The organism is Geodermatophilus sp. SYSU D00663, from assembly GCF_054050655.1.
On record NZ_JBJGZT010000007.1, the window covers coordinates 38,033 to 57,765 of the forward strand.

The 19,733-nt window shown below is 77.9% G+C and carries 18 protein-coding genes; 12 read left to right on the plus strand and 6 right to left on the minus strand.

The window, feature by feature from the left end; genetic code table 11:
• The first annotated feature begins 1 nt into the window (after position 1).
• The 5 genes from ACI79Z_RS07060 to ACI79Z_RS07080 all read left to right on the plus strand — a co-directional run bounded on the left by ACI79Z_RS07060 (position 2) and on the right by ACI79Z_RS07080 (position 4,850).
• The gene (locus ACI79Z_RS07060) at positions 2-1,786 is read left to right on the plus strand and encodes an NAD-binding protein (RefSeq protein ID WP_456902164.1); all 1,785 of its coding nucleotides are present in this window, start codon (positions 2-4) and stop codon (positions 1,784-1,786) included.
• A 17-nt stretch (positions 1,787-1,803) separates the two neighbouring features.
• Positions 1,804-3,015, plus strand: a complete 1,212-nt coding sequence (locus ACI79Z_RS07065; RefSeq protein WP_456902165.1) for a low temperature requirement protein A — start codon at positions 1,804-1,806, stop codon at positions 3,013-3,015.
• 157 nt (positions 3,016-3,172) lie between these two features.
• Entirely contained in the window at positions 3,173-3,670 is a 498-nt protein-coding gene (locus ACI79Z_RS07070; protein ID WP_456902166.1) for a universal stress protein, read from the plus strand.
• Positions 3,671-3,716: 46 nt separating this feature from the next.
• On the plus strand, positions 3,717-4,019 hold the full coding sequence (locus tag ACI79Z_RS07075; RefSeq protein ID WP_387993083.1) for a hypothetical protein: 303 nt from the start codon (positions 3,717-3,719) through the stop codon (positions 4,017-4,019).
• 144 nt (positions 4,020-4,163) lie between these two features.
• A complete protein-coding gene (locus ACI79Z_RS07080; RefSeq protein ID WP_456902167.1) occupies positions 4,164-4,850 on the plus strand; it encodes a hemerythrin domain-containing protein in 687 nt (228 codons plus the stop codon).
• Here the strand turns inward: ACI79Z_RS07080 and ACI79Z_RS07085 are convergent.
• Positions 4,825-7,125, minus strand: coding sequence for an ATP-binding protein (locus ACI79Z_RS07085; RefSeq protein ID WP_456902168.1), 2,301 nt, complete (start codon positions 7,123-7,125; stop codon positions 4,825-4,827). The genes ACI79Z_RS07080 and ACI79Z_RS07085 overlap by 26 nt on opposite strands.
• A 356-nt stretch (positions 7,126-7,481) precedes the next feature.
• Between ACI79Z_RS07085 and ACI79Z_RS07090 the strand changes: the two genes are divergently transcribed.
• From ACI79Z_RS07090 to ACI79Z_RS07105, 4 genes are all read left to right on the plus strand, one after another.
• A complete protein-coding gene (locus tag ACI79Z_RS07090) occupies positions 7,482-7,661 on the plus strand; it encodes a hypothetical protein (RefSeq protein ID WP_456902169.1) in 180 nt (59 codons plus the stop codon).
• A gap of 127 nt (positions 7,662-7,788) precedes the next feature.
• A complete protein-coding gene (locus ACI79Z_RS07095) occupies positions 7,789-8,622 on the plus strand; it encodes a hypothetical protein (protein ID WP_456902170.1) in 834 nt (277 codons plus the stop codon).
• A gap of 175 nt (positions 8,623-8,797) precedes the next feature.
• On the plus strand, positions 8,798-8,998 hold the full coding sequence (locus ACI79Z_RS07100) for a hypothetical protein (protein WP_456902171.1): 201 nt from the start codon (positions 8,798-8,800) through the stop codon (positions 8,996-8,998).
• 77 nt (positions 8,999-9,075) lie between these two features.
• Positions 9,076-10,617 carry an APC family permease gene (locus tag ACI79Z_RS07105; protein WP_387993069.1) on the plus strand — a complete coding sequence of 514 codons (1,542 nt, stop codon included), beginning with the start codon at positions 9,076-9,078 and terminating at the stop codon, positions 10,615-10,617.
• On the opposite strand, the gene ACI79Z_RS07110 is transcribed toward ACI79Z_RS07105, so the two are convergent.
• Positions 10,583-11,791, minus strand: coding sequence for a lycopene cyclase family protein (locus ACI79Z_RS07110; RefSeq protein ID WP_456902172.1), 1,209 nt, complete (start codon positions 11,789-11,791; stop codon positions 10,583-10,585). The two genes, ACI79Z_RS07105 and ACI79Z_RS07110, sit on opposite strands and share 35 nt — an antisense overlap.
• A gap of 110 nt (positions 11,792-11,901) precedes the next feature.
• On the opposite strand from ACI79Z_RS07110, the gene ACI79Z_RS07115 reads away from it, so the two are divergent.
• Complete coding sequence (locus ACI79Z_RS07115) at positions 11,902-12,588, plus strand: dienelactone hydrolase family protein (protein ID WP_456902173.1); 687 nt, start codon at positions 11,902-11,904, stop codon at positions 12,586-12,588.
• On the opposite strand, the gene ACI79Z_RS07120 is transcribed toward ACI79Z_RS07115, so the two are convergent.
• The 3 genes from ACI79Z_RS07120 to ACI79Z_RS07130 form a co-directional block, all read right to left on the minus strand.
• Positions 12,564-12,947, minus strand: coding sequence for a YchJ family protein (locus ACI79Z_RS07120; RefSeq protein WP_456902174.1), 384 nt, complete (start codon positions 12,945-12,947; stop codon positions 12,564-12,566). The two genes, ACI79Z_RS07115 and ACI79Z_RS07120, sit on opposite strands and share 25 nt — an antisense overlap.
• Before the next feature lie 4 nt (positions 12,948-12,951).
• Entirely contained in the window at positions 12,952-14,601 is a 1,650-nt protein-coding gene (locus ACI79Z_RS07125) for a glycoside hydrolase family 13 protein (RefSeq protein WP_456902175.1), read from the minus strand.
• Between the two features lie 457 nt (positions 14,602-15,058).
• Entirely contained in the window at positions 15,059-15,292 is a 234-nt protein-coding gene (locus tag ACI79Z_RS07130) for a hypothetical protein (RefSeq protein ID WP_387993057.1), read from the minus strand.
• Positions 15,293-15,441: 149 nt separating this feature from the next.
• Between ACI79Z_RS07130 and ACI79Z_RS07135 the strand changes: the two genes are divergently transcribed.
• Positions 15,442-16,470, plus strand: coding sequence for an LLM class flavin-dependent oxidoreductase (locus ACI79Z_RS07135; RefSeq protein ID WP_387993055.1), 1,029 nt, complete (start codon positions 15,442-15,444; stop codon positions 16,468-16,470).
• Between the two features lie 75 nt (positions 16,471-16,545).
• On the plus strand, positions 16,546-16,833 hold the full coding sequence (locus ACI79Z_RS07140) for a PspC domain-containing protein (RefSeq protein ID WP_387993053.1): 288 nt from the start codon (positions 16,546-16,548) through the stop codon (positions 16,831-16,833).
• A 7-nt stretch (positions 16,834-16,840) separates the two neighbouring features.
• Here the strand turns inward: ACI79Z_RS07140 and ACI79Z_RS07145 are convergent, their stop codons facing one another.
• On the minus strand, positions 16,841-19,561 hold the full coding sequence (locus ACI79Z_RS07145; protein ID WP_456902176.1) for an AAA family ATPase: 2,721 nt from the start codon (positions 19,559-19,561) through the stop codon (positions 16,841-16,843).
• Positions 19,562-19,733: the final 172 nt, after the last annotated feature.

Genomic DNA, 19,733 nt, shown 5'->3' on the forward strand with positions numbered 1-19,733 from the left:
CGTGGAGACCGCGCCGCCGCCCCCCGTCACCACCCGCGGACGGCGCATCCGCCGCCGGGCGCCGGTGGTGCCGCGCGCGGAGGGCTCGGCGACGGTGTTCACCGTCCTCCGGCGGATGCGCGCGCCGCTGATCACGCTGATCGTCATCTTCGCCGTCAGCGTGCTCGGGCTGTCGCTGGTCCCGGGCGTGGACGCGGACGGGCAGCCGGCCCGGCTGAGCCCGTTCGACGCCTTCTACGTCATGAGCTACACCGCGACCACGATCGGCTTCGGGGAGATCCCGTACGCGTTCAGCTACGCGCAGCGCATGTGGGTGACCGGCGCGATCTACCTGACCGTGGTCGGCTGGGCGTACGCGATCGGCTCGCTGCTGGCGCTGCTGCAGGACCGCGCGTTCCGCCAGGCGATGGCGCTGCGGCACGTGTCGCGCAAGGTGACCCGGCTGCGCGAGCCGTTCCTGCTCATCTGCGGCTACGGGCAGGCCGGGGAGACGCTCGGGCTGTCGCTGGACGCGCTCGGCCGCCGGTTCACCGTCGTCGACATCGCCGAGAGCCGCATCGACGCCCTGGAGATCGCGCCGCACCGGGGCGACGTCCCCGGCGTGGTGGGCGACGCGCGCGACCCGCACGTGCTCGGCGTCGCCGGCCTCGGCCACCCGTGGTGCGAGGGGGTGCTGGCCGTGACCGGCGACGACGAGGCCAACCTCGCCGTCGCCATGGCCGCCGCCCTGCTGCGCCCGGACCTCACGGTGGTCACCCGCACGACGTCGGCCGCGGTCGCCGAGCGGATGAGCCGGTTCGGCTCGCCGACGGTCATCAACCCCTTCGACCGGTTCGGCGACCACCTGCGGCTGGCGCTGCGGACGCCCGCGTCCTACCAGCTCACGACCTGGCTGGAGAGCGGGCCGGGCGCCGAGCTGCCGCCGCGGGGCACGGCGCCCGCGCCGGGCCGGTGGGTGGTGTGCGGCTACGGCCGGTTCGGCCGGCACTTCGCCGCCGACCTGGGCGCCGAGGGCCTGGAGGTCACCGTCGTCGACACGACGCCGGGCGACGGTGTCGTGGAGGGCGACGCCGCCGATCCCGACGTCATCCGGCGGACGGACCTGGCCACGGCGGTCGGGCTGGTGGCCGGCACCGACAACGACACCACCAACCTCTCGCTGGTGGCCGAGGCGCGGCGGGTCAACCCCTCGCTGTTCGTCGCCGCCCGCCAGAACCAGCCCGCCGACGCCGCCCTGTTCGCCGCCATGGAGGTCGACGCGCTGCTCGTGCCCACCGAGGTGGTCGCGCACGACGCCTACGCCCGGCTGAGCACGCCGCTGCTGTGGCGGTTCCTGCGCGAGCTGCCCGGGCAGAGCGACGAGTGGTCGGCGGGCGTCGTCGAGCGGCTGCTGGACGCGTGCGGTGCGCACCTGGAGGCGCTGTGGAAGGTGCGCCTGACCCCGGAGGACGCGCCGGCGCTGCACCCGCGGCTGGCCGGAGGGTGCTTCCGGCTCGGCGACCTGCTGCGCGACCCGGCCGACCGGGACCAGACCCTGCTGGCCGTGCCGCTGCTCCTGCTGCGCGGCGAGGAGGCGGTGCTGACCCCCGACCCCGGGACGGTGCTCGAGCCCGGCGACGAACTGCTGTTCGCCGGCCGGGCCGCGGTGCACCGGGAGGTGGAGGCGACCCTGTTCATCGACGGGGTCGCCGACTACCTGGTCACCGGCCAGCGGGTGCCGCAGAGCTGGATCTGGCGCAAGCTGAGCCGGTCGGCGCCGGTCGAGGACGCGGCCCCCGCGCCCTGACCCCGTCGGGGGGACACGTGCCCGACCAGGCCCCGGCCCGCCGGCTGCTCGGCGCCCTCACCGGCCGGGACGCCGTCCGGCCGCCGTCGCTGCGCACGGACGACGACCGGTCCGCCTCGCGGCTGGAGCTGTTCTTCGACCTGGCCTTCGTCCTGGTCGTCGCCGAGCTCGCGATCGCGCTGCGCGAGGACGTGACCCTGCACGGGTTCCTCGTCTTCGCCGGCCTGTTCACGACCGTCTGGTGGTCCTGGGTCAGCTCGACCCTCTACGCCAACCGCTTCGACCACGACGACGTCGTCTACCGCCTGTACAAGCTCGGGAGCATGGCCGCCGTCGTCGGGCTGGCGGCCTCGGCGTCGGAGGCGACCGGCGAGCGGTTCGCCGTCTTCGTCGTCTGCCAGCTCCTGCTGCGCGCGATGCTGCTCCTGCAGTACCACCGCGCCCACCGGCACGTGCCGGACGCGCGGCCGATCACCCGGCTCTACCTGGCCGGGACCGCCGCGGGCGCCGTGCTCTGGACGGTGTCGCTCGCGGTGCCCCGCCCGGCCGCGTTCGCCCTGTGGGCCGCCGCGGTGCTGGCCGAGGCGCTGGTCCCGCTGCTGGCGACGCGGTCCTCGGCCGACCTGCCGCTGCACGTCGAGCACCTGCCCGAGCGGTTCGCGCTGTTCGTCATCCTCGTGCTCGGCGAGCCGGTCGCCGCGGTCGCGCACGGCCTGTACGACGCCGGCTGGTCGGGCTCGGCGCTGCCGGTGGCGGTGCTGGCCTTCGTCCTCGCCGCGGCGCTGTGGTGGAGCTACTTCGACCTCGCCGGCGCCCGCGCCAAGCGGCTGCTGGGCGAGGCGGGGGAGCACAACGGCGCCCACGCCCACGACGCGTACGTCTTCGGGCACCTGCCCCTGACGCTCGCGCTGGCCACGGTCGGCGCGGGTCTCGAGCTCGCGGTCGTGGAGGCCGCCGCCGGCGAGGTGCCGGCGGGGACCCGGTCGCTGGTGGCCGGCGGGGTGGCGGTCTACCTGGTCGCCGCGAGCGTCACCGCCTCGGCGATGACGGGGAAGGCCCGGCGCGGCTGGTGGTGGCCGCTGCTCGCCGCGGCCGTCGCCCTGCTCGACGCGCTGCTGGAGCTCCCGGCGTCCGTGGTCGTCGGCGCCCTGGCCGCGCTGGTCGTGACGGTCGTCGTGGTGGGCTGGGCGCAGCGCGCGGCGGGGGACCTGGAGACCGAGGAGGTCTGACCTCGGGAGGTCCGGGCCGGCCGCCGGCCGGGACCTCCGGCCGGGACCTCCGGCCGGGACCTCCGGCCGGGACCTCCGACCCTGCCGCCCGGCCGCGGTGCGGCGTGTCATGGGTGCGCGCCGGTTCCCGGTGACCGGCGTGGAGGGGGTCTGTGCCGTGACCTCGGGAGCCGTGCCCGGCGGCGTTGTCGTCGGTGTGGACGGCTCGGCGTGCGCCCGGGCCGCCCTCGCCTGGGCGGGCCGGATGGCCGCCCGCACCGGCATGCCGCTGACCGCGGTGCGCGCGTGGAGCGTGCCGACCGCACCCCGCCCGGACACCTGGGAGCCGGCCTACGTGCCGCCGCTGGCCGACTGGGAGCGGGCGGTGGAGCAGGCGCTCGCCGACGACGTCGCCGCGGCCGGCGTGCCCTCCGCCGTCGCGGTGACCTGCCGCGCGGTGCACCGGGCGCCGGTCGACGCGCTGCTGGCCGCGGCCGAGGGCGCGGAGCTGGTGGTGCTCGGCGCGCGGGGGAGGGGCGGCGCCCGCGGGCGGCTGCTCGGCTCGGTGGCGTCCTCGGTGCTGCGCGCGGCGCCCTGCCCGGTGACCGTCGTGCGGCCCGACGCGGTGCGCCCCGGCCGGGCCGAGGCCGTGGGGTCCGCCGTCGCGCGGCCCTGACGACGTGCGTCCCCCGGGACGGCCCCGGGGGTGGAGAGGGGGAGCCATGGACCCGTCGGCGCCGGAGCGCCGCGAGATGTCGCTCGAGGAGAAGCTCATCGCGCAGTGGGAGGCGCAGCACGACGTCGCCGCGCGCGGCCACCGCTGCGACCCGCTCGGCCTGCAGCACCAGCTCAGCCGCGAGCGGCTGGCCGACAGCACCCGGCCGCCCACCCCGCGCCGGCCCTCCGCCGCCGGCGCGGCCGCGGAGCCCGCCGGTCCGCCGCCGGGCGCCGCGCCGCACCCCGAGCCCCCGACGGCCCGCCGGCACCCGTGGCGGCGGTTCCACCACCACGCCTCCGAGAGCTGACCCCGCGCCGGCCGGGCAGCGCCGGACCGCGGCGTCCCACCGGGGACGGGAACGGGCCGCCCGGGTCCACCGGTCCGGACCGTGGGAGTGGTGTGGGGGCGCTGTGGGTGGGACGCGCGCAGCGGCGCCGACAGGCTCGCCGTCATGACGAACACCGCCTCCACCGCACCCGGCCGCACCGCCGTCCCGATGGCCGACGTCCGCGACATGTACGTCGTCCACCGCGCCTTCCGTCGCGAGTTCGGACTGCTCCCCGGGCTCGTGCGCGCGGTCGAGCCGGGCGACACCGCCCGCGCCGCCGTCCTCGCCCGGCACGCCCGGATGGTGCTGCTCGGCCTCCACCTGCACCACACCGCCGAGGACGACCTGCTGTGGCCGAGGCTGCTCGAGCGCTGCCCGCCCGACGCCGCCGTCGTCCACCGCATGGAGGCCCAGCACTCCGAGGTGGAGCGGCTGATCGGCGCCCTCGGCCCGGCGCTGGACCGCTGGGAGGTGGAGGCCCGGCCGGCGGTGGCCGAGGAGGTGGCGTCCACCGTCGAGGCGCTGGGCGCCGTCCTGGCCGAGCACCTGGCCGAGGAGGAGCGCGAGATCCTGCCGCTGGCGCAGCGGCACGTCACGCAGGCGGAGTGGGCGCAGCTCGGCGAGCACGGCAAGGGCGAGATGTCGGTGCGGGACCTGCCGCTGCTGTTCGGCGCGCTGCTGGAGGAGTGCGACCCCGACGAGCGGGCGATGATGCTGCAGGTCGTCCCGTTCCCGGTCCGGGTGCTGCTGCGCACGGTCTTCGCGCGCCGGTACCGCCGCTACGTCAGCGCGGTCCGCGGGCCCGCCTGATCGCCCCCACCAGGGCCGGGACGTCCTCCGGGCGCAGCAGCCGGCCGGCGTCCCAGGCCCGGGCGAACGCCTCCTCGCCGAGCGCCGCCCGCACCGCCGGCAGCTCCTGGGCGGCCAGCGCGACGTCGGGCGGGAACGCCACCGCCACCGCCGCCGCCTCCGCCGTCGCCGACCCCGCCGCGAACAGCTGCGCCGCGAGCTCGGGCAGCCCGCGGGAGGCGGCGACGGCGGCCAGCCCGGGCAGCGTGTAGGCCAGCGTCCACGAGGTGCGGACCTCCGCGGCGAGGCCGGCCGCCTCCGCCCACCGGTCGAGGGCGCCGTCCTCGTCGCCGGCGAGCGCGGCCAGGGAGGCCTGCACGTTGAGCAGCGTCGCCAGGCTGAACGGGCTGCCGAGCCCGCGGGCCAGCCGCTCGGCGTCGGCCAGCGTCGCCGTCCCGGCGGTGAGGTCGCCCGCCTGGAGCAGCAGCTGCCCCTGCGCGACGACGGCGTGCACCCGCGCCCACGCCTCCCCGGTCTCCCCGGCCAGCCGCAGCGCCTCGGCCAGGTCGCGCCCGGCGGCGGCGAGGTCGCCGCGGAACACCGCGGCCGAGCCGGTGAGCACCAGCGCCAGGGCGCGCAGGTCCCCGGCGCCGGCGGCCGCGGCGGCCGCCGCCGCCCCGGCCGCCGCCTCCGCCGTGCCGGGGACGTCACCGGCCGCGTGGCGCAGCGCGGCGAGGGCGAGCAGCAGCCGGGCGTCGTCGACCGGGTCCAGACCGGTGCGGTCGACCCGGGCGACCCAGCCCAGGCCCTCGGCGACGTCGCCGCGCACCGCCCAGTACAGCCAGGTCGCCCGCAGGAGCCGGGCGGCGTCGGCGGACCGCCCGGCGGCCACCAGCCGGCCGAGCGCCGCGCTCAGGTTGCCGTGGTCGCGCTCCAGCCGGTCCAGCCAGGCGCCCTGCTCGGGCCCGGTCAGCCCGGCCTCCGCGCCGGCGGCGAGGTCGAGGACGGCGGCCGTCGCGCGGTCGGCGGCCGGCTCGGTCTCCCCGGCGTCGGCCAGCCGTGCGGCGGCGTACTGCCGCACCGGCTCCAGCAGCCGGTAGCGGGCCTCGGGCCCGTCCTCGGCGACGACGAGGGACTGCTCGACCAGGCCGCCCAGGGCGGGCAGCACGTCGGGGACGCCGGCCACCGCCTGCGCGGCGTCGAGGGAGAAACCGCCGGCGAGCACCGCCAGCCGGCGCAGGAGCTGCTGCTCGGTGGCGGTCAGCAGGTCGTGGCTCCAGTCCAGCGCGGCCCGCATCGTGCGCTGCCGCTCGGGCAGGTCCCGGGCGCCGCCGGACCCGAGTGCCTCGTCCAGCCGGCCGAGCAGCGCGGCCGGCGGCAGGTAGCGCGCGTGCGCGGCGGCCAGCTCCAGGGCCAGGGGCAGCCCGTCGAGGCGCCGGCAGATCGCGGCGACGTCGGCGGCCGTGGCGCCGGTGAGGACGACCGGGCGCCCGGCGGCCGCTGCCCGGTCGAGGAACACCTGGGCGGCGGGGGAGGCGGCCACGGCCGCCGCGCCGCTGCCCGCCGGCAGCGGGAGGGGGGCGAGCGGGCGCTCCCGCTCCGCCCGCACCCGCAGCGGCGCCCGGCTGGTGGCCAGCACCGCCAGGCCCGGGCAGCGCCCGAGCAGGCCGGCGACCTCCGGCGCGGCGTCGAGCACGTGCTCGACGTTGTCGAGGACGACGAGGTGGCGCCGGTCCCCGATCCGGGCGGCCACCGCGTCAGCGACCGGCCCGGCCAGCTGACGGCCGCCGAGCGCGCGGGCCAGCGTGGGCAGCACCAGCCGCGCCTCGCGCACCGGGGCGAGCTCGACGACCGTCACCCCGTCGGGGAACGCGGCCGCCACCTCCCGGGCCACCGCCAGCGCCAGCGTCGTCTTGCCCACCCCGCCGGGCCCGGTGAGCGTGACCAGCCGGGCGGTGCCCGACCGCAGCAGCCCGGCGACCTCGGCGACGTCGCCCTCGCGGCCGAACACCGGCGCCGCGGGCGGCGGGAGGGAGTCCGCCGCGGGCCCGCCGCCGGCCGGGCGGGCGGCGGCGGTCAGGGCGGCGCGGCCGGCGTCGTCGAGGCCGAGGGCGTCGGCGAGCGCGCGCACGGTGTGCGGGTGGGGGCGGCGCCGCTCGCCCCGCTCCAGGGCGCTGACCGCCTTGGCGGTGAGCCCCGACCGGGCGGCGAGCTCCTCCTGGGTGAGGGCGGCCGCCGTCCGCCAGCGGCGCAGCAGCGCCGCCACGGGGCCGGGGTCGGACGGAGGGGCGCTCACCGGCCGGGAGGGTAGCGGCGGCCGGGACCTCCGGCCCTGCGGGACGCCATCGGCGGGCGTCACCAGTACGGCCTCCGAGCGTGCGATCGCGGCAGGGTGCTGAGCGCGGTATCCCGGCGCCGAGCGTCAGCTCGGATGCCGCGCCGTGGGCCACGGCCTGCCCTGAGCGCATCAGCGATCGCCTGGTGCCGGCGCAGACTCCGCTACCCGAACGGGGCCGCTGAGCGTCAGTGCAGCGCCGCGCTCGGTCCGAGACACCCGCGCCGGCACGACCGTCGTGTGGCGGCGACCGCGATGCGGCCGTTGGGACCACTAACTTGCGGGCCCGACTGGCAGCACCGCCGCGGGAGTAGGTCATGTCCGAGCCCACCTGGAACGAAGGACAACTAGACGCGTCCGAGACGATCGAGGCCGCGGACGGCACCGGATACACGTCGTACTCGGAATTCGTCTCCGGCGACAACGGCTACGAGCAGGACTACCCGTCCTTCGACAGCGATGTCGGAGACAGCAGTGACGTCGGCGACGTCGGCTGACCGGCGCGGCTGGGTCGGGCCGCCGTGGCAGCACAGCCTGCCCGAGACCTGGGTCGTATGGAGCATGCTGCCGCCAGAAGCCCGCGGGGTGCCCAAACACCAGGACACCCAGCGACGGGCGCGGGGCATGCTGCACTGGCTCCACACCGAGCTGCTCGTCCGCCGCGCCGTCGTCGTCGGCAAGAAGACGTTGCTGGGTAAGAAGTACGTCTTCTTCGGGCCGCTGGAACCATCGCAGCACGACAACGTCATCCGGGGGCCGAACTGGGACAGGTACCGCGACGCCGTCACCCGCGGAGTCGTGCCCGGCTACATGATGCGCGTCCTGGACTGCTACACCCGGCACTTCACCGACCCCGACGACCCGAATGCCTGCTGCTTCCCGGCCTCGCTGCGCTCCGCCCTGGACCGGGAGCTGCTGACCTCCGATCCCGCGACGAACATCTTCCAGCAGGTCGTGGACTCGATGGCCACCCGGGGGCTGATCGTCCGCGAAGAGCCGACGTGGACCACCCTGGCTCCCGAACTCGCCGCGCAGTTCAAGGCCGACTACTGGCCCAACCTCGTGTGGGCGCACCGGCACTTCGCCACGTGCGTTGCCGTCCATCCGGAGGTGGCGCGGCACTGGGTGCGGGAGAGCGGTGCTCTGTCCCTCATCGCTGGAGCCGATTGGAAGGACTTCCGCGCGCAACTGCGGATCCTGCACGGCAAGCGCGCCCGACCCGACGAGCGGCGTGGCCTGTCGCCCGCCGGTGGCGAGGCGCTCGAGTACGGGGTCCGGGTCGAGACCCGCGACCTGATGGACGGGTGGCTGGCCGGCAGCCCCTCCGCGCTGGACGGCCTCGACTACATCGACGCAGCCGACGCGGGCTACCAGGACTTCGACGTCGCCTTCGACGGTGGCGGCTTCGTCGATGGCGGTGGCGGCGGCGACGGTGGCGGCGGCGGGGGTGACGGATAGGCCGCGAACGCCGAACGCGGCTGACCGCCGGTTCCCACCAGGGGCGCATGGCCGGATGCGGCCGCGTGACGTCCCGTGACCCGATGAGGGGTGGCGGGACGTGGGTCGAGATGGGGCAGCCGCGGTGGGCGCCTGCAGTTCCGGGGATGATCCCGGGGCCCGCAGCCGGACTGCGGTGGCCTCATCGACGCGGGCTTGCCCTCTACCGCCGAACTCTCGGGCGCTGGACTGGCCGGCCACCCGCGCGCAGCTGCGCTCGCGGCTGTCGCTGGTCGGCCACCCGCAGATGCTGATGCGGCTGGGGTACCCGTCCGGGGACCGCAGCCCGTCCACCAACCGCCGGCCGGTCGCGGAGGTGCTCACCTTCGGCGGATGACCTCCCGGGTCGCCGGGGACCCCGCCGTCGGCCACAGTGGGGCCGCCCGCCCGCACCTCCCACCCGGAAGGCCCCCCGTGCGCCCCACCGACGACGGCGAACCCCAGCTCGCGGAGTTCGGCTACCGGCAGCACCTGGACCGCAGCATCGGCCGGTTCTCCAGCTTCGCCGCCGGCGTCAGCTACATCTCGATCCTCACCGGGACGTTCCAGCTCTTCTACTTCGGTTTCGGCGCCGGCGGCCCGGCCTACGTGTGGTCGTGGCCGATGGTGTTCGCCGGGCAGCTCATGGTGGCGCTGTGCTTCGCCGAGCTCGCCGCCCGCTACCCGGTGGCCGGGTCGCTCTACAACTGGACCAAGCGCCTCGGCAGCGCGACGACGTCGTGGCTGGCCGGCTGGGTGATGCTCACCGCCTCGGTCGTGACCCTCGCCGCGACCGCGCTGGCCTACCAGATCACGCTGCCCCAGCTGTGGTCGGGCTTCCAGCTGGTCGGCGACGGCACCGGCACCTACGACGTCGCCGTCAACGCCGTCGTGCTGGGCGGCCTGCTGATCACGTTCACCACGCTGGTCAACGCGTTCGGCGTGCGGCTGATGGCCCGCATCAACAGCGCCGGGGTGTTCATCGAGCTGGTGGCCGCGGTGCTGATCGTCGTCGTCCTGGCCGTCGCGCTCACCCGCGGGCCGCAGGACGTGCTGTTCGACACCGGCGGCCGGGGCGAGGGCCAGTCGCTGGGCTACCTCGGCGCGTTCCTCGTCGCGGCGCTCGCGTCGGGCTACGTCATGTACGGCTTCGACACCGCCAGCTCGCTCGGCGAGGAGACGGTCGACCCGGGCCGCACCGCGCCGCGGGCGATCCTGCGGGCGATCACCGCGTCCTTCGTGCTCGGCGGGCTGATCCTGCTGTTCGGGCTGATGGCCGCCCCCGACCTCACCGACCCGCAGCTGGCCTCCAGCAGCGGGGGGCTGCAGTACGTCCTGCTGTCGGTGGCCGGCACCGGCCTCGGGAAGGCGTTCCTCGTCTGCATCGTCGTCGCGGTCACCGTCTGCTGCCTCGCGGTGCACACCGCGGCCATCCGGATGACCTTCGCCATGGCCCGCGACAACGCGCTGCCGGCCTCCGCCCGGCTCGCGCACGTCGACCCGCGGCGGCGCACGCCCGTGGTGCCCGCGGTCCTGGTCGGCCTGCTCGCCGTCGGCGTGCTGCTGCTCAACGTGCGCCAGCCGCAGGTGTTCACCGCGCTCACCAGCATCGCCGTGGTGATGATCTACCTGGCCTACCTGCTGGTGACCGGCCCCATGCTGGTCGCCCGGCTGCGCGGGCGCTGGCCCCGGCCGGCGCCGGGCCGGTTCTCCCTGGGCCGCCTCGGCCTGCCGGTCAACGTGCTCGCGGTGCTGTGGGGCGCCGGGATGGCGGTCAACCTGGCCTGGCCGCGGCGGGAGGTCTACAACGCCACCGGCGAGCCGCACTGGTACCTGCAGTGGGCCGCGCCGGTGTTCATCGGGGCGATCGTCGCCGTCGGCCTGGCGTGGTACCTGCTGCGCCAGCGGCGGCGCACCGGCGTGCTGCCCGAGCACGCTGCCGTCATCGACCCGACGCCGCCACCCACCCCCGCCTGAGACCGCGGGCCGAGCCGGCGGCCACCCCGCGCAGCAGCCGCACCCGCTGCGGCCCGGGCAGCGCGGCGAACACCCGGGCCATCGCCGCGGCGACGGCGGCCGGCGAGGAGCCGACGTCCAGGTAGGCCGCCCAGGCCCGCTCGGGCAGCGCGAAGAACGCGGCGAAGAAGGCGTCGGTGGCGCGGGTGTCCAGCGGCAGCAGCACCTCCAGGCCCAGGCCCAGCAGCGCCGCCGTCGTCCGGGGCCGGGCCCGCCGCACCACCGCGCGCGCGTCCCCGCCGGCCGCGAGCGCGGCCGCCACCCGCGGGCCCAGCCGCAGCGAGGACGCGACGCTGTAGCCGGTGGCCGGGTGCACCAGCCCCGCGGACGCGCCGAGCGGGATCCCCGGGCCGGCGGCCCGCGGCCGGGCGTCCAGGGGGATCGCCACCCGCTCGGGCTCGCCGGCCGGGCGCAGGCCGCGGGCGGCGAGGAACCGGTCCAGCCGCGCCCGCAGGTCCGGCAGTGGCACCGGCGGGCGGGCGGCCAGCGAGGTCGCCTCCAGCAGCACGGTGCCGTCGTCGAGGGTCAGGCCGTAGAGGAACGCCGGCGGCGCGGCGGGGTCGGCCAGGGCCGTCCAGTCCATGAGCAGCGCCCCGCCGGGCGGGACGACGTCGTCCACGGGGCCGCTCACCACCTCGCCCCAGGCGCGCTGCTGTGCCGTCCCCGGGCCGCCGCCGCGCGCGTCGAGGACCGTGCGGGCGGCCAGCCGGCGCCCGTCGGCGAGGACGGCGACCTCCCCGGCTCCGGCCTCCCCGGCTCCGGCCGCCCCGGCCTCCACCGCCGCCACCCGGCCGGTCACCACCTCGCCGCCGCCGGCGCGCAGCCGGTCGAGCAGGGCGGCGGTGACGACGTCGTTGCGCAGCCGCGCGTAGCCGCGGGCCAGCCGCCGCTCGCCGCCGGCCGCGGTGCGCACGACGGTGGGGGAGTACCCGGCCGCGACGGCGGCCGGGTCGAGCCCGAGCGGGGCGGCCGCGGCCGCCAGCTCGTCGGCCCACAGGCAGTAGGTGGCCGGCCACGGGCGGGCCGCCGGGGCCACCAGCACCGTCCGCAGCCCCGCGGCGGCGCAGGCGGCGGCCGCCGACAGCCCGGCCGGCCCGGCCCCGGCGACGACGACGTCGGCAGCGGGCGGGGGCACCGCGGCAGACCACCACACCGGCCCGCTCCCCGCCACACCCGGCCGGGACCCGCGCGTCGGCCCGGTCCCCGCCGGGTACCCGGGAGCCGAGCGTCCGGGGAGGGACGGCCATGCCTGCTGGGGTGCCCGGTGAGGTCCTCGTCGAGGTGCCGGCACCCGGGGCGGCGCTGGCCGGTGACCTCGCCGTGCCGCCCGCCGCCCGGGGCGTGGTGCTGTTCGCCCACGGCAGCGGCAGCAGCCGGCACAGCCCGCGCAACCGGCAGGTGGCCGCCGCGCTGCAGCGGGCGGGGTGGGCCACCCTGCTGCTGGACCTGCTCACGCCCGCGGAGGAGGAGGTCGACACCCGCACCCGCGAGCTGCGCTTCGACGTCGGGCTGCTGGCCGGCCGGCTGACCGCGGCCGCCGACCTGCTCGACCGCGCGGAGGCGACCGCCGGCCTGCCCCTGGCCCTGTTCGGCGCGAGCACGGGGGCGGCCGCGGCCCTCCTCACCGCCGCCGACCGGCCCGGCCGGGTGGGAGCGGTGGTGTCGCGCGGCGGCCGGCCGGACCTGGCCGGAGCGGCGCTGGCCCGGGTGCGGGCGCCGACGCTGCTCGTCGTCGGCGGTGCCGACGAGCGGGTGCTCGCGCTCAACCGGGACGCCGCCGCCCGGCTGGGCGGGCCGTCCGGGCTGGCCGTCGTCCCCGGGGCGACCCACCTGTTCCCCGAGCCCGGCGCGCTGGAGCAGGTCGTCGACCGCACCCTCGGCTGGCTGGACCGCTGGTTGCCGGGGTCTCAGGCGGGGTCGCCGTCCACGTAGAGCCAGCGGCCGCCGACGCGGCGGAACCGGCTGTGCTCGGCCTGCACGTGCTCCCGCCCGCCGGCGCGCGAGTGCGCGCGGAAGGTCACCGTGCCCTCGGCGTCGAACAGGCCGCCGCCGGTGGTGGCCAGCACCTCCAGCCCGGTCCAGCGCACCGCCGGGTCCAGGGTCAGCGACCGCGGCCGGGTGGCCGGGTCCCACGTCTCCTGCAGGTGGACGGCGTCCCCGACGGCGAAGGCGCTGTAGCGCGAGCGCATCAGCTGCTCGGCGGTGGCCGCGGCCGCCGTCCCGTCGTGGAGGCGGCCGCAGCACTCCGCGTAGGCCAGGCCGGTGCCGCAGGGGCAGCGCTCCGGGCTCACGCCCTCAGTCCTCAGCGATCCAGACGGCCGTGTCCGGCGGCAGCGCCACCGACCGGGCCGACGTGTGCACGCCCGGACCGGACTCGAGCAGCACCCGGCCGCGCGAGCGGACCAGCGCGGTGTCGGCGCCCATGTTGACCACGCAGCGGACGGTGCGCCCGCCGCCGGTGCAGCGCACGGTGAGGACGTCGCCGCGGGTGCTCACGGTGGCCTCGCCGGTGCCCAGCGCCGGGTGCTCGGCGCGGACGGCCAGCGCCTGCCGGTAGAGGTGCAGCACCGAGCCGGACTCGCGGGTCTGCCGGGAGACGGCGTGCCGCTTCCACTCCGCGGGCACCGGCAGCCACGGCTTCGCGGAGCGGTCGCGGGAGAAGCCGACGCCGGTGGTGGCGTTCCACGGCATCGGGACGCGGCAGCCGTCGCGGCCGGCGCGCTCGCCGCCGCTGCGGAAGAAGATCGGGTCCTGCTTGGCCTCGTCGGGGACGTGCGCCTGCGGCAGGCCGAGCTCGTCGCCGGCGTAGACGTAGGCCGAGCCGGGCAGGGACAGCAGCAGCAGCGCCGCGGCGCGCGCCCGGGCCAGGCCCGTCCCGCCGCCGCCGAAGCGGGTGACCATGCGGTCCTTGTCGTGGTTGCCGAGGACCCACGACACCGGCGCGCCCACCCGCCCGAAGGCCTCGAGCGCGCTGCCGATCGCCTCGGCGAAGGCCGGGGTGTCCCACGCCGACTTCAGCAGCCGGAACGACAGCGACTGGTGCAGCTCGTCGGCCCGCGAGTAGAGGGCGACCTCGTCGAGGTCGGCCAGGCAGACCTCACCGACCAGCATGGTGTCCGGGTACTCGTCGCAGACCGCCCGCCAGCGGCGCCACACGTCGTGCACCTCGGGCTGGTTCCACGTCATGGCCTGCTCGGGGCCGTGGCCGAACAGGGTGGGGGAGTACTCGCCGGGGTTGTCGCGCAGGCCGGCGTCCTTGTACAGCCCGTAGGCGACGTCGACGCGGAAGCCGCTCACCCCGCGGTCGAGCCAGAAGCGCAGGGTCCGCTCGAAGTCCTCGGCCACGACCGGGTCGCGCCAGTTGAGGTCGGGCTGCTCGGGGGCGAACAGGTGCAGGTACCAGCGGCCGTCCGGGGTGCGCGACCAGGCCGGCCCGCCGAACAGCGAGCGCCAGTTGTTCGGCGGCTCCTCCGACGGCGGCGCGAAGTGGTAGCGGGAGGCCTCGGGGCAGTCGGGGTCGGCCAGCGCCGCCTGGAACCAGGGGTGCCGGTCGGAGGTGTGGTTGGGGACGACGTCGAGCACGACGCGCAGGCCCAGCCGGCGCGCGTCGGCGACCAGCGCCTCGACGTCGGACACGTCGCCGTACTCGGGGTCCACCGCCCGGTAGTCGACGACGTCGTAGCCGCCGTCGGCGCCGCCCGAGGGGTAGTGCGGGTTGATCCACAGCGCGTCGACGCCGAGCCACGACAGGTAGGGCAGGCGGGCGCGCAGGCCGGCGAGGTCGCCGATGCCGTCCCCGTTGCCGTCGGCGAACGAGCGCAGGTAGACCTGGTAGACGACGGCCGAGCGCCACCAGGGCTGCTCCTGGGTCGCCGGCGGGGCAACGGGCCGGGACCACGGCTGCTGCGCGGCGGCGGTGCCGGCAGCGACGAGTCGAGCGGACATGCGCCCAGGATCGGCACTCCCCGTGGCCGGGTCACAGACGCTGGACACCAAAGAGTGCGGTCGTGATCGTCACGTTCCGCCGAACGCGCAGGTACGGGGCACGCAGGGTGTCCTCGCGCACAGCCCGGATGGGGGACCCCCTCCCGGGTGTTGCACCACCCGTCCCACGAGTCACGAGCCGCCGTCAGACCGGCGGCAGGGAGTACCCGCACCATGTCCAGCACCCCGGCTGACCGAGCCGCCTGCTTCCGCCACCCCCGGCACGTCTGGATCGCCAGCTGCCCCGACTGCACCGCCTGGCACCTCGCCGGCCTCCGCGCCGGCGCCGAGGACCGCCCTGCGGCGCCCCGCCCCCGCGCCACGCGCGACGGCCGGGCGACCACCGCCGCCTAGACCCGTGCACGACAGCGCCCCTCCGGCCACGAGGCCGGAGGGGCGCTGTCGTCCACGGGCTCCGCTAGACCTGCCCCTCGTTGTGCGGTTCGATGCTCGCCGACGGGTCCACGCCCTCGTCGGCCGCGGGCTGCACCGGGCCCTCGCCCGGCTCCGACCCGCTGCCCGCCGCGGTGTTGCGCGAGGCCCGGTCCGGGTCCTCCACGTCGGTCGCCGTCGGCGCCTGGCCGATCCGCTTGGCGGCGTCGCCGGTCCCGGTCTCCTCGAGGCCCTGACCCTGGGTGTCTGACTCCGACACGGTCCCTCCATCACTCGGGTGTGCGGTACGGGCCGTGCGGTACCCCCTGTGTCGGGCGGCACGCGCCGGGGGGCTGGTTCACTGCTCGTTGAGCGCTTGACGACCGACCGCTCGACGAGAGGGGCGCCCGCCCCGGGAGGAGGACCGCCGTGCACCTCGGCGTCGACAGCTTCGTGGCGGCGGTGACCGACCCGCGGACGGGCCGGCTCATCGGTCCCGAGGAGCGGATGGCCCACCTGCTCGAGGAGATCGAGCTGGCCGACCGGTCCGGGCTGTACTCCTTCGGCATCGGGGAGCACCACCGCCCCGAGTACTACGACTCCGCGCCGCCGGTCATCCTGGCCGCGGCCGCCGCCCGCACCGAGCGGATCCGGCTGGGCAGCGCCGTCGCGGTGCTGTCGGCCGCCGACCCGGTCCGGGTGTTCCAGCAGTTCGCCACCCTCGACCTCATCAGCCGCGGGCGGACCGACCTGGTCGTCGGCCGCGGGTCGTTCACCGAGGCGTTCCCGCTCTTCGGCCTGTCGCTGGCCGACTACGACGAGCTGTTCGACGAGAAGCTGGACCTGCTGCTGCGCATCCGCGAGTCCGAGCACGTCACCTGGTCCGGCCGGCACCGTCCGGCGCTCACCGGCCAGGGCGTCTACCCGCGCCCGCTGCAGGACCCGCTGCCGATCTGGGTGGGCGTGGGCGGCACCCCGACGTCGTTCGTCCGCGCCGGGCTCCTCGGCCTGCCGCTCATGGTCGCGGTCATCGGGGGCGAGCCCCGGCAGTTCGCGCCGCTGGTCGACCTCTACCGGCAGGCCGGCGCGCAGGCCGGGCACGCCCCCGAGCAGCTGCAGGTGGGCCTGCACGTGTTCGGCTACGTCGCCGACAGCACCCGGGCCGCCGCGGACACGATCTACCCCGGCTGGCACGAGATGTTCACGAAGGTTTCCCGCGAGCGCGGCTTCCGGGCGCCCACCCGCGCCCAGTTCGACGCCACCAGCGGGCCCGACGGCGCCTTCTTCACGGGCGACCCCGACACCGTGGCCGAGAAGCTGCTGCGGATCTCCGCCCAGCTCGGCGGGGTGGACCGGGTCTCCATCCAGATGACCAACCCGCGGCTGGCCCACGAGGACCTGCTGCGCGGCATCGAGCTGCTGGGCACCGAGGTCGCCCCGAAGGTCGCCGCGGGCTGACCAGGGTCGGGTCCGGGTGCGCTCTCCGGGCCTTCCCCGATGTGCCGCGGGGCCCGGCGGCGGGAGCCTGGTGCCATGACGATCCCGACCTCGTACACCGGCAACCGGCCGCCGCTGCGACGCAGCTCCACCGAGCGCATGCTCGGCGGCGTCTGCGGCGGGCTGGCCGCTTACACCGGCGTCGACGCGGTGCTGTGGCGCGCCGCCGCCGTCGCCCTGACCCTCGCCGGCGGCGCCGGCCTGGTGCTCTACGCCGTGCTGTGGGTGCTCACCCCCGCCGAGCCCCTGCCGCCCGGCGAGCAGCCGCGCCCGGTCGACCGGTTCGTCGACCGGCTGGCCGGCCGCCTCGACCGGGCGGGCTGACCCGCCCTCAGCCCGCGGGCGGGAACAGCGCCGCCAGCCCGACGCGCGAGCGCAGCCCGCGCTTGCGGTAGACGCTGCTCAGGTGGTGCTCGACGGTCTTCGGGCTGAGGAACAGCGCCGCGGCGACCTCCGCGTTCGAGGCGCCCCGCGCCGCCAGGACGGCGATCCGCGTCTCCTGCGCGGTGAGGGGCTCCTCGGGCAGCGGCCGGCGCGGGCGCGCGGTCCGCCCGGTGGCGCGCAGCTCGCCCTCGGCGCGCTGCGCCCAGGCCGTGAGGTCCAGCGCGGCGAAGGCGTCGGCCGCCGCGGCGAGCTCCGCCCGCGCCCGCGTCCGCTGACCCGAGCGGCGCAGTCTCGCCCCGAACAGCAGCCGCGTGTGCGGGGTCTCGAAGGGGTCCGGCGCGAGCGCGTGGGCGGCGAGCGCCCCCTCGAACAGCGCCGTCGCGGCGTCGTCGTCCGGGCAGGTCAGCGCCCGGCAGCGGGCCACCAGCGCGGCGGTCGGCGGCAGCGGCGACCGCGACACCCGCTCGTACTCCCCGGCGAGCTCCGCGGCCTCGGCGGCCCGGCCCAGCCCCGTCCACGCCTCGACCAGCAGCGGCGCCACGCCCAGCGGCTCGCCCAGCGCGCCGACCCCGCCGTCGGCGGCCAGCCGCCCCTCCAGCAGCCGGGCCACCGCGGCGAGGTCGCCGCGGCACAGCGCGCAGAACGCCTCGGAGAGGGTCAGGTGGGCCGCGACGGCGGCCGTGCCGGCCCGGGCGACCAGCGCGCGGGCGCGGTCCAGGTGCGCCGCCGCCTCCCCGTGCCGCCCGCGCGCCGCGGCCTCCTCCGCCAGCAGCTCCAGGGCCGGCGCGGCGTCGGCGACGTAGCCCAGCTCCTCGGCGAGCTCGACCGCCTCGCCGGCGTCGGCGTAGGCGCCCGGGTGGTCGCCCAGCAGCTCCGCCCGGCCGTGGGCGGTCATCGACAGGACGGCGACCAGCACCCCCAGGGCCCCGAGCTCCCGGGCCTCGCGCAGGCGGCGCTCCACCACGGGGACGGCGGCCGGCGGGTCGGGCAGCCAGCCCACCGCGAGGACGAGCAGCGGCAGCAGCCGGGGCTCGGCGCGCAGCCCCGGCTCGCCCTCCGCCGTCTCCAGTGCCCGGTGCAGGAGCCGCCGTCCGCGGTCGGGGTCGCCGGCGTGCAGGGCGGCGACCCCGGTGACCCACGCCGCGAGCACCCGCTGCAGGGGGTCGCCGGCGTCCGCGGCGGCCGCGATCCGCCGCGCCGTCGCCCGCATGCCCGTCACGTCACCGAGCCGGTGCTGGACGACGGCGAGGTCGGTGAGCACCCAGGCGGCGGTGCGGCCGGTGGCGAGGTCGGCGGCCGCGCGCAGCAGGTCGCCCGCGGCCGGCACCGAGCCGGTGTCCTGCTCGACCCGGCCCAGGACGTACAGCACCTCCGCCCGTGCGGCCGCCGGCGCCGCGCCGCGCAGGACGGCACCGGCCAGCGCCCGCGCACGGACGGCGTCCCCGCCGACGGCGGCGTCCCGGACGGCGGCCGCGAGCAGCTCCGCGGCGCGGGCGGCGTCCCCGGTCAGCGCGGCCGCGCGCTCCAGCGCCGCCGACGACGCCGCGTACCCGCGCCGCGCCCGGGCCCGGCCGGCGGCCGCGGCCAGCTCGCCGGCCAGCGCGTCGTCGGGACCGGCGGCCGCCAGCGCGCGGTGCCACACCGCGGCGAGGTCGTCGCCGGTCCGGGCGGTCCCGGCCAGCAGGCGGTGCGCCCGCCGGCGCTCGGCGGGCGTCGCCCGGCGCCACACCAGGCTGCGCAGCAGCGGGTGCCGGAACGCCAGGGCGTCCCCGTCGCGCACGACGACGCCCCGCTCCTCCGCGGCGTCCAGGGCCGCGGCCGGGTCGGTGCCCGACCGGGCCAGCGCCGCGGCGACGGCGGCGGCGCTGCCGTCGTGGGCCGCGGCCAGCAGCAGCACCGCCTCCCGCGCCCCGGCCGGCAGCCCGGCCAGCTCCGGCTCGAACGCCCCGGACAGCGCCGGGCCGACCGGCAGGTCCGCGGGCAGCGGCTCGGTGCCCGCCCGCTGCGCCGGCGACAGGGCCGCGGCCACCTCCAGCAGCGCGAGCGGGACCCCGCCGACCCGGCCGGCCAGCCGGCGCGCCACGGCGGGTGCGACGGTCCCGGCCAGCAGCGTGCGGGCGTCGTCGGCGGGCAGGGCGGTCACCGGGAGCACCTCGGCGCCGGGCAGCGGGCCGGCCCCCGGCCGCCGCGCCACCAGCACCGCGACCCGGTCCCCGTGCACCCGGCGCGCGGCGAACAGCAGCGCGGCCGCGGACTCCGCGTCGGCCCACTGCAGGTCGTCGACCAGGACGAGCACCGGCGCGGCCGCCGCGGCAGCGGCCAGCAGCGAGAGGGTCCCGGCCGCGACCAGGTGCCGCTCGCCCGGGACGTCGGCCGGCCCCCAGCCCAGCGCCGCGGCGAGCGCGGCCGCCTGGCCCGGCGGGACCTCCGGCAGCAGGGGGCGCAGCGGGCCGAGCAGCTCCAGCAGGACGGCCTGCGGCAGCGTCGCCTCGGACTCGATCCCGCGGGCGCGCAGCACCGTGCACCCGGCGGCCCGCGCGGCCGCGGCCTCCAGCAGGGCGGTCTTGCCGATGCCGGCCTCGCCCTCGACGACGAGCAGGCCCGGCCGGCCCGCGCGGGCGTCGTCGAGGAGCCGGTCGACGCGCGCGAGCTCCGCCGCCCGGCCCACCAGGTCGCGGGTTTCCCCCGACGCGAGGGCGCCGCCGCCGGCCGGAGGCTCGTCCGGCAGCCGCTCCGAGGGAGGACGCCATGACCCCGACCCCGACCCCGACCCCGACCCCGAGTCCGGCCCGTCGGCCGTCGCCGACCGGCGCCCGGCTGCGGTGGATGGCCTGCTGGTT

What these genes read in the sequence shown, in the direction of transcription:
- ACI79Z_RS07075 (WP_387993083.1), top strand. Translation starts at nt 3,717, where the DNA reads ATGGACCCGTCGGCGCCGGAGCGCCGCGAGATGTCGCTCGAGGAGAAG.
- ACI79Z_RS07080 (WP_456902167.1), top strand. Translation starts at nt 4,164, where the DNA reads ATGACGAACACCGCCTCCACCGCACCCGGCCGCACCGCCGTCCCGATG.
- ACI79Z_RS07090 (WP_456902169.1), top strand. Translation starts at nt 7,482, where the DNA reads ATGTCCGAGCCCACCTGGAACGAAGGACAACTAGACGCGTCCGAGACG.
- ACI79Z_RS07095 (WP_456902170.1), top strand. Translation starts at nt 7,789, where the DNA reads ATGCTGCACTGGCTCCACACCGAGCTGCTCGTCCGCCGCGCCGTCGTC.
- ACI79Z_RS07115 (WP_456902173.1), top strand. Translation starts at nt 11,902, where the DNA reads ATGCCTGCTGGGGTGCCCGGTGAGGTCCTCGTCGAGGTGCCGGCACCC.
- ACI79Z_RS07125 (WP_456902175.1), bottom strand. Translation starts at nt 14,601, where the DNA reads ATGTCCGCTCGACTCGTCGCTGCCGGCACCGCCGCCGCGCAGCAGCCG.
- ACI79Z_RS07140 (WP_387993053.1), top strand. Translation starts at nt 16,546, where the DNA reads ATGACGATCCCGACCTCGTACACCGGCAACCGGCCGCCGCTGCGACGC.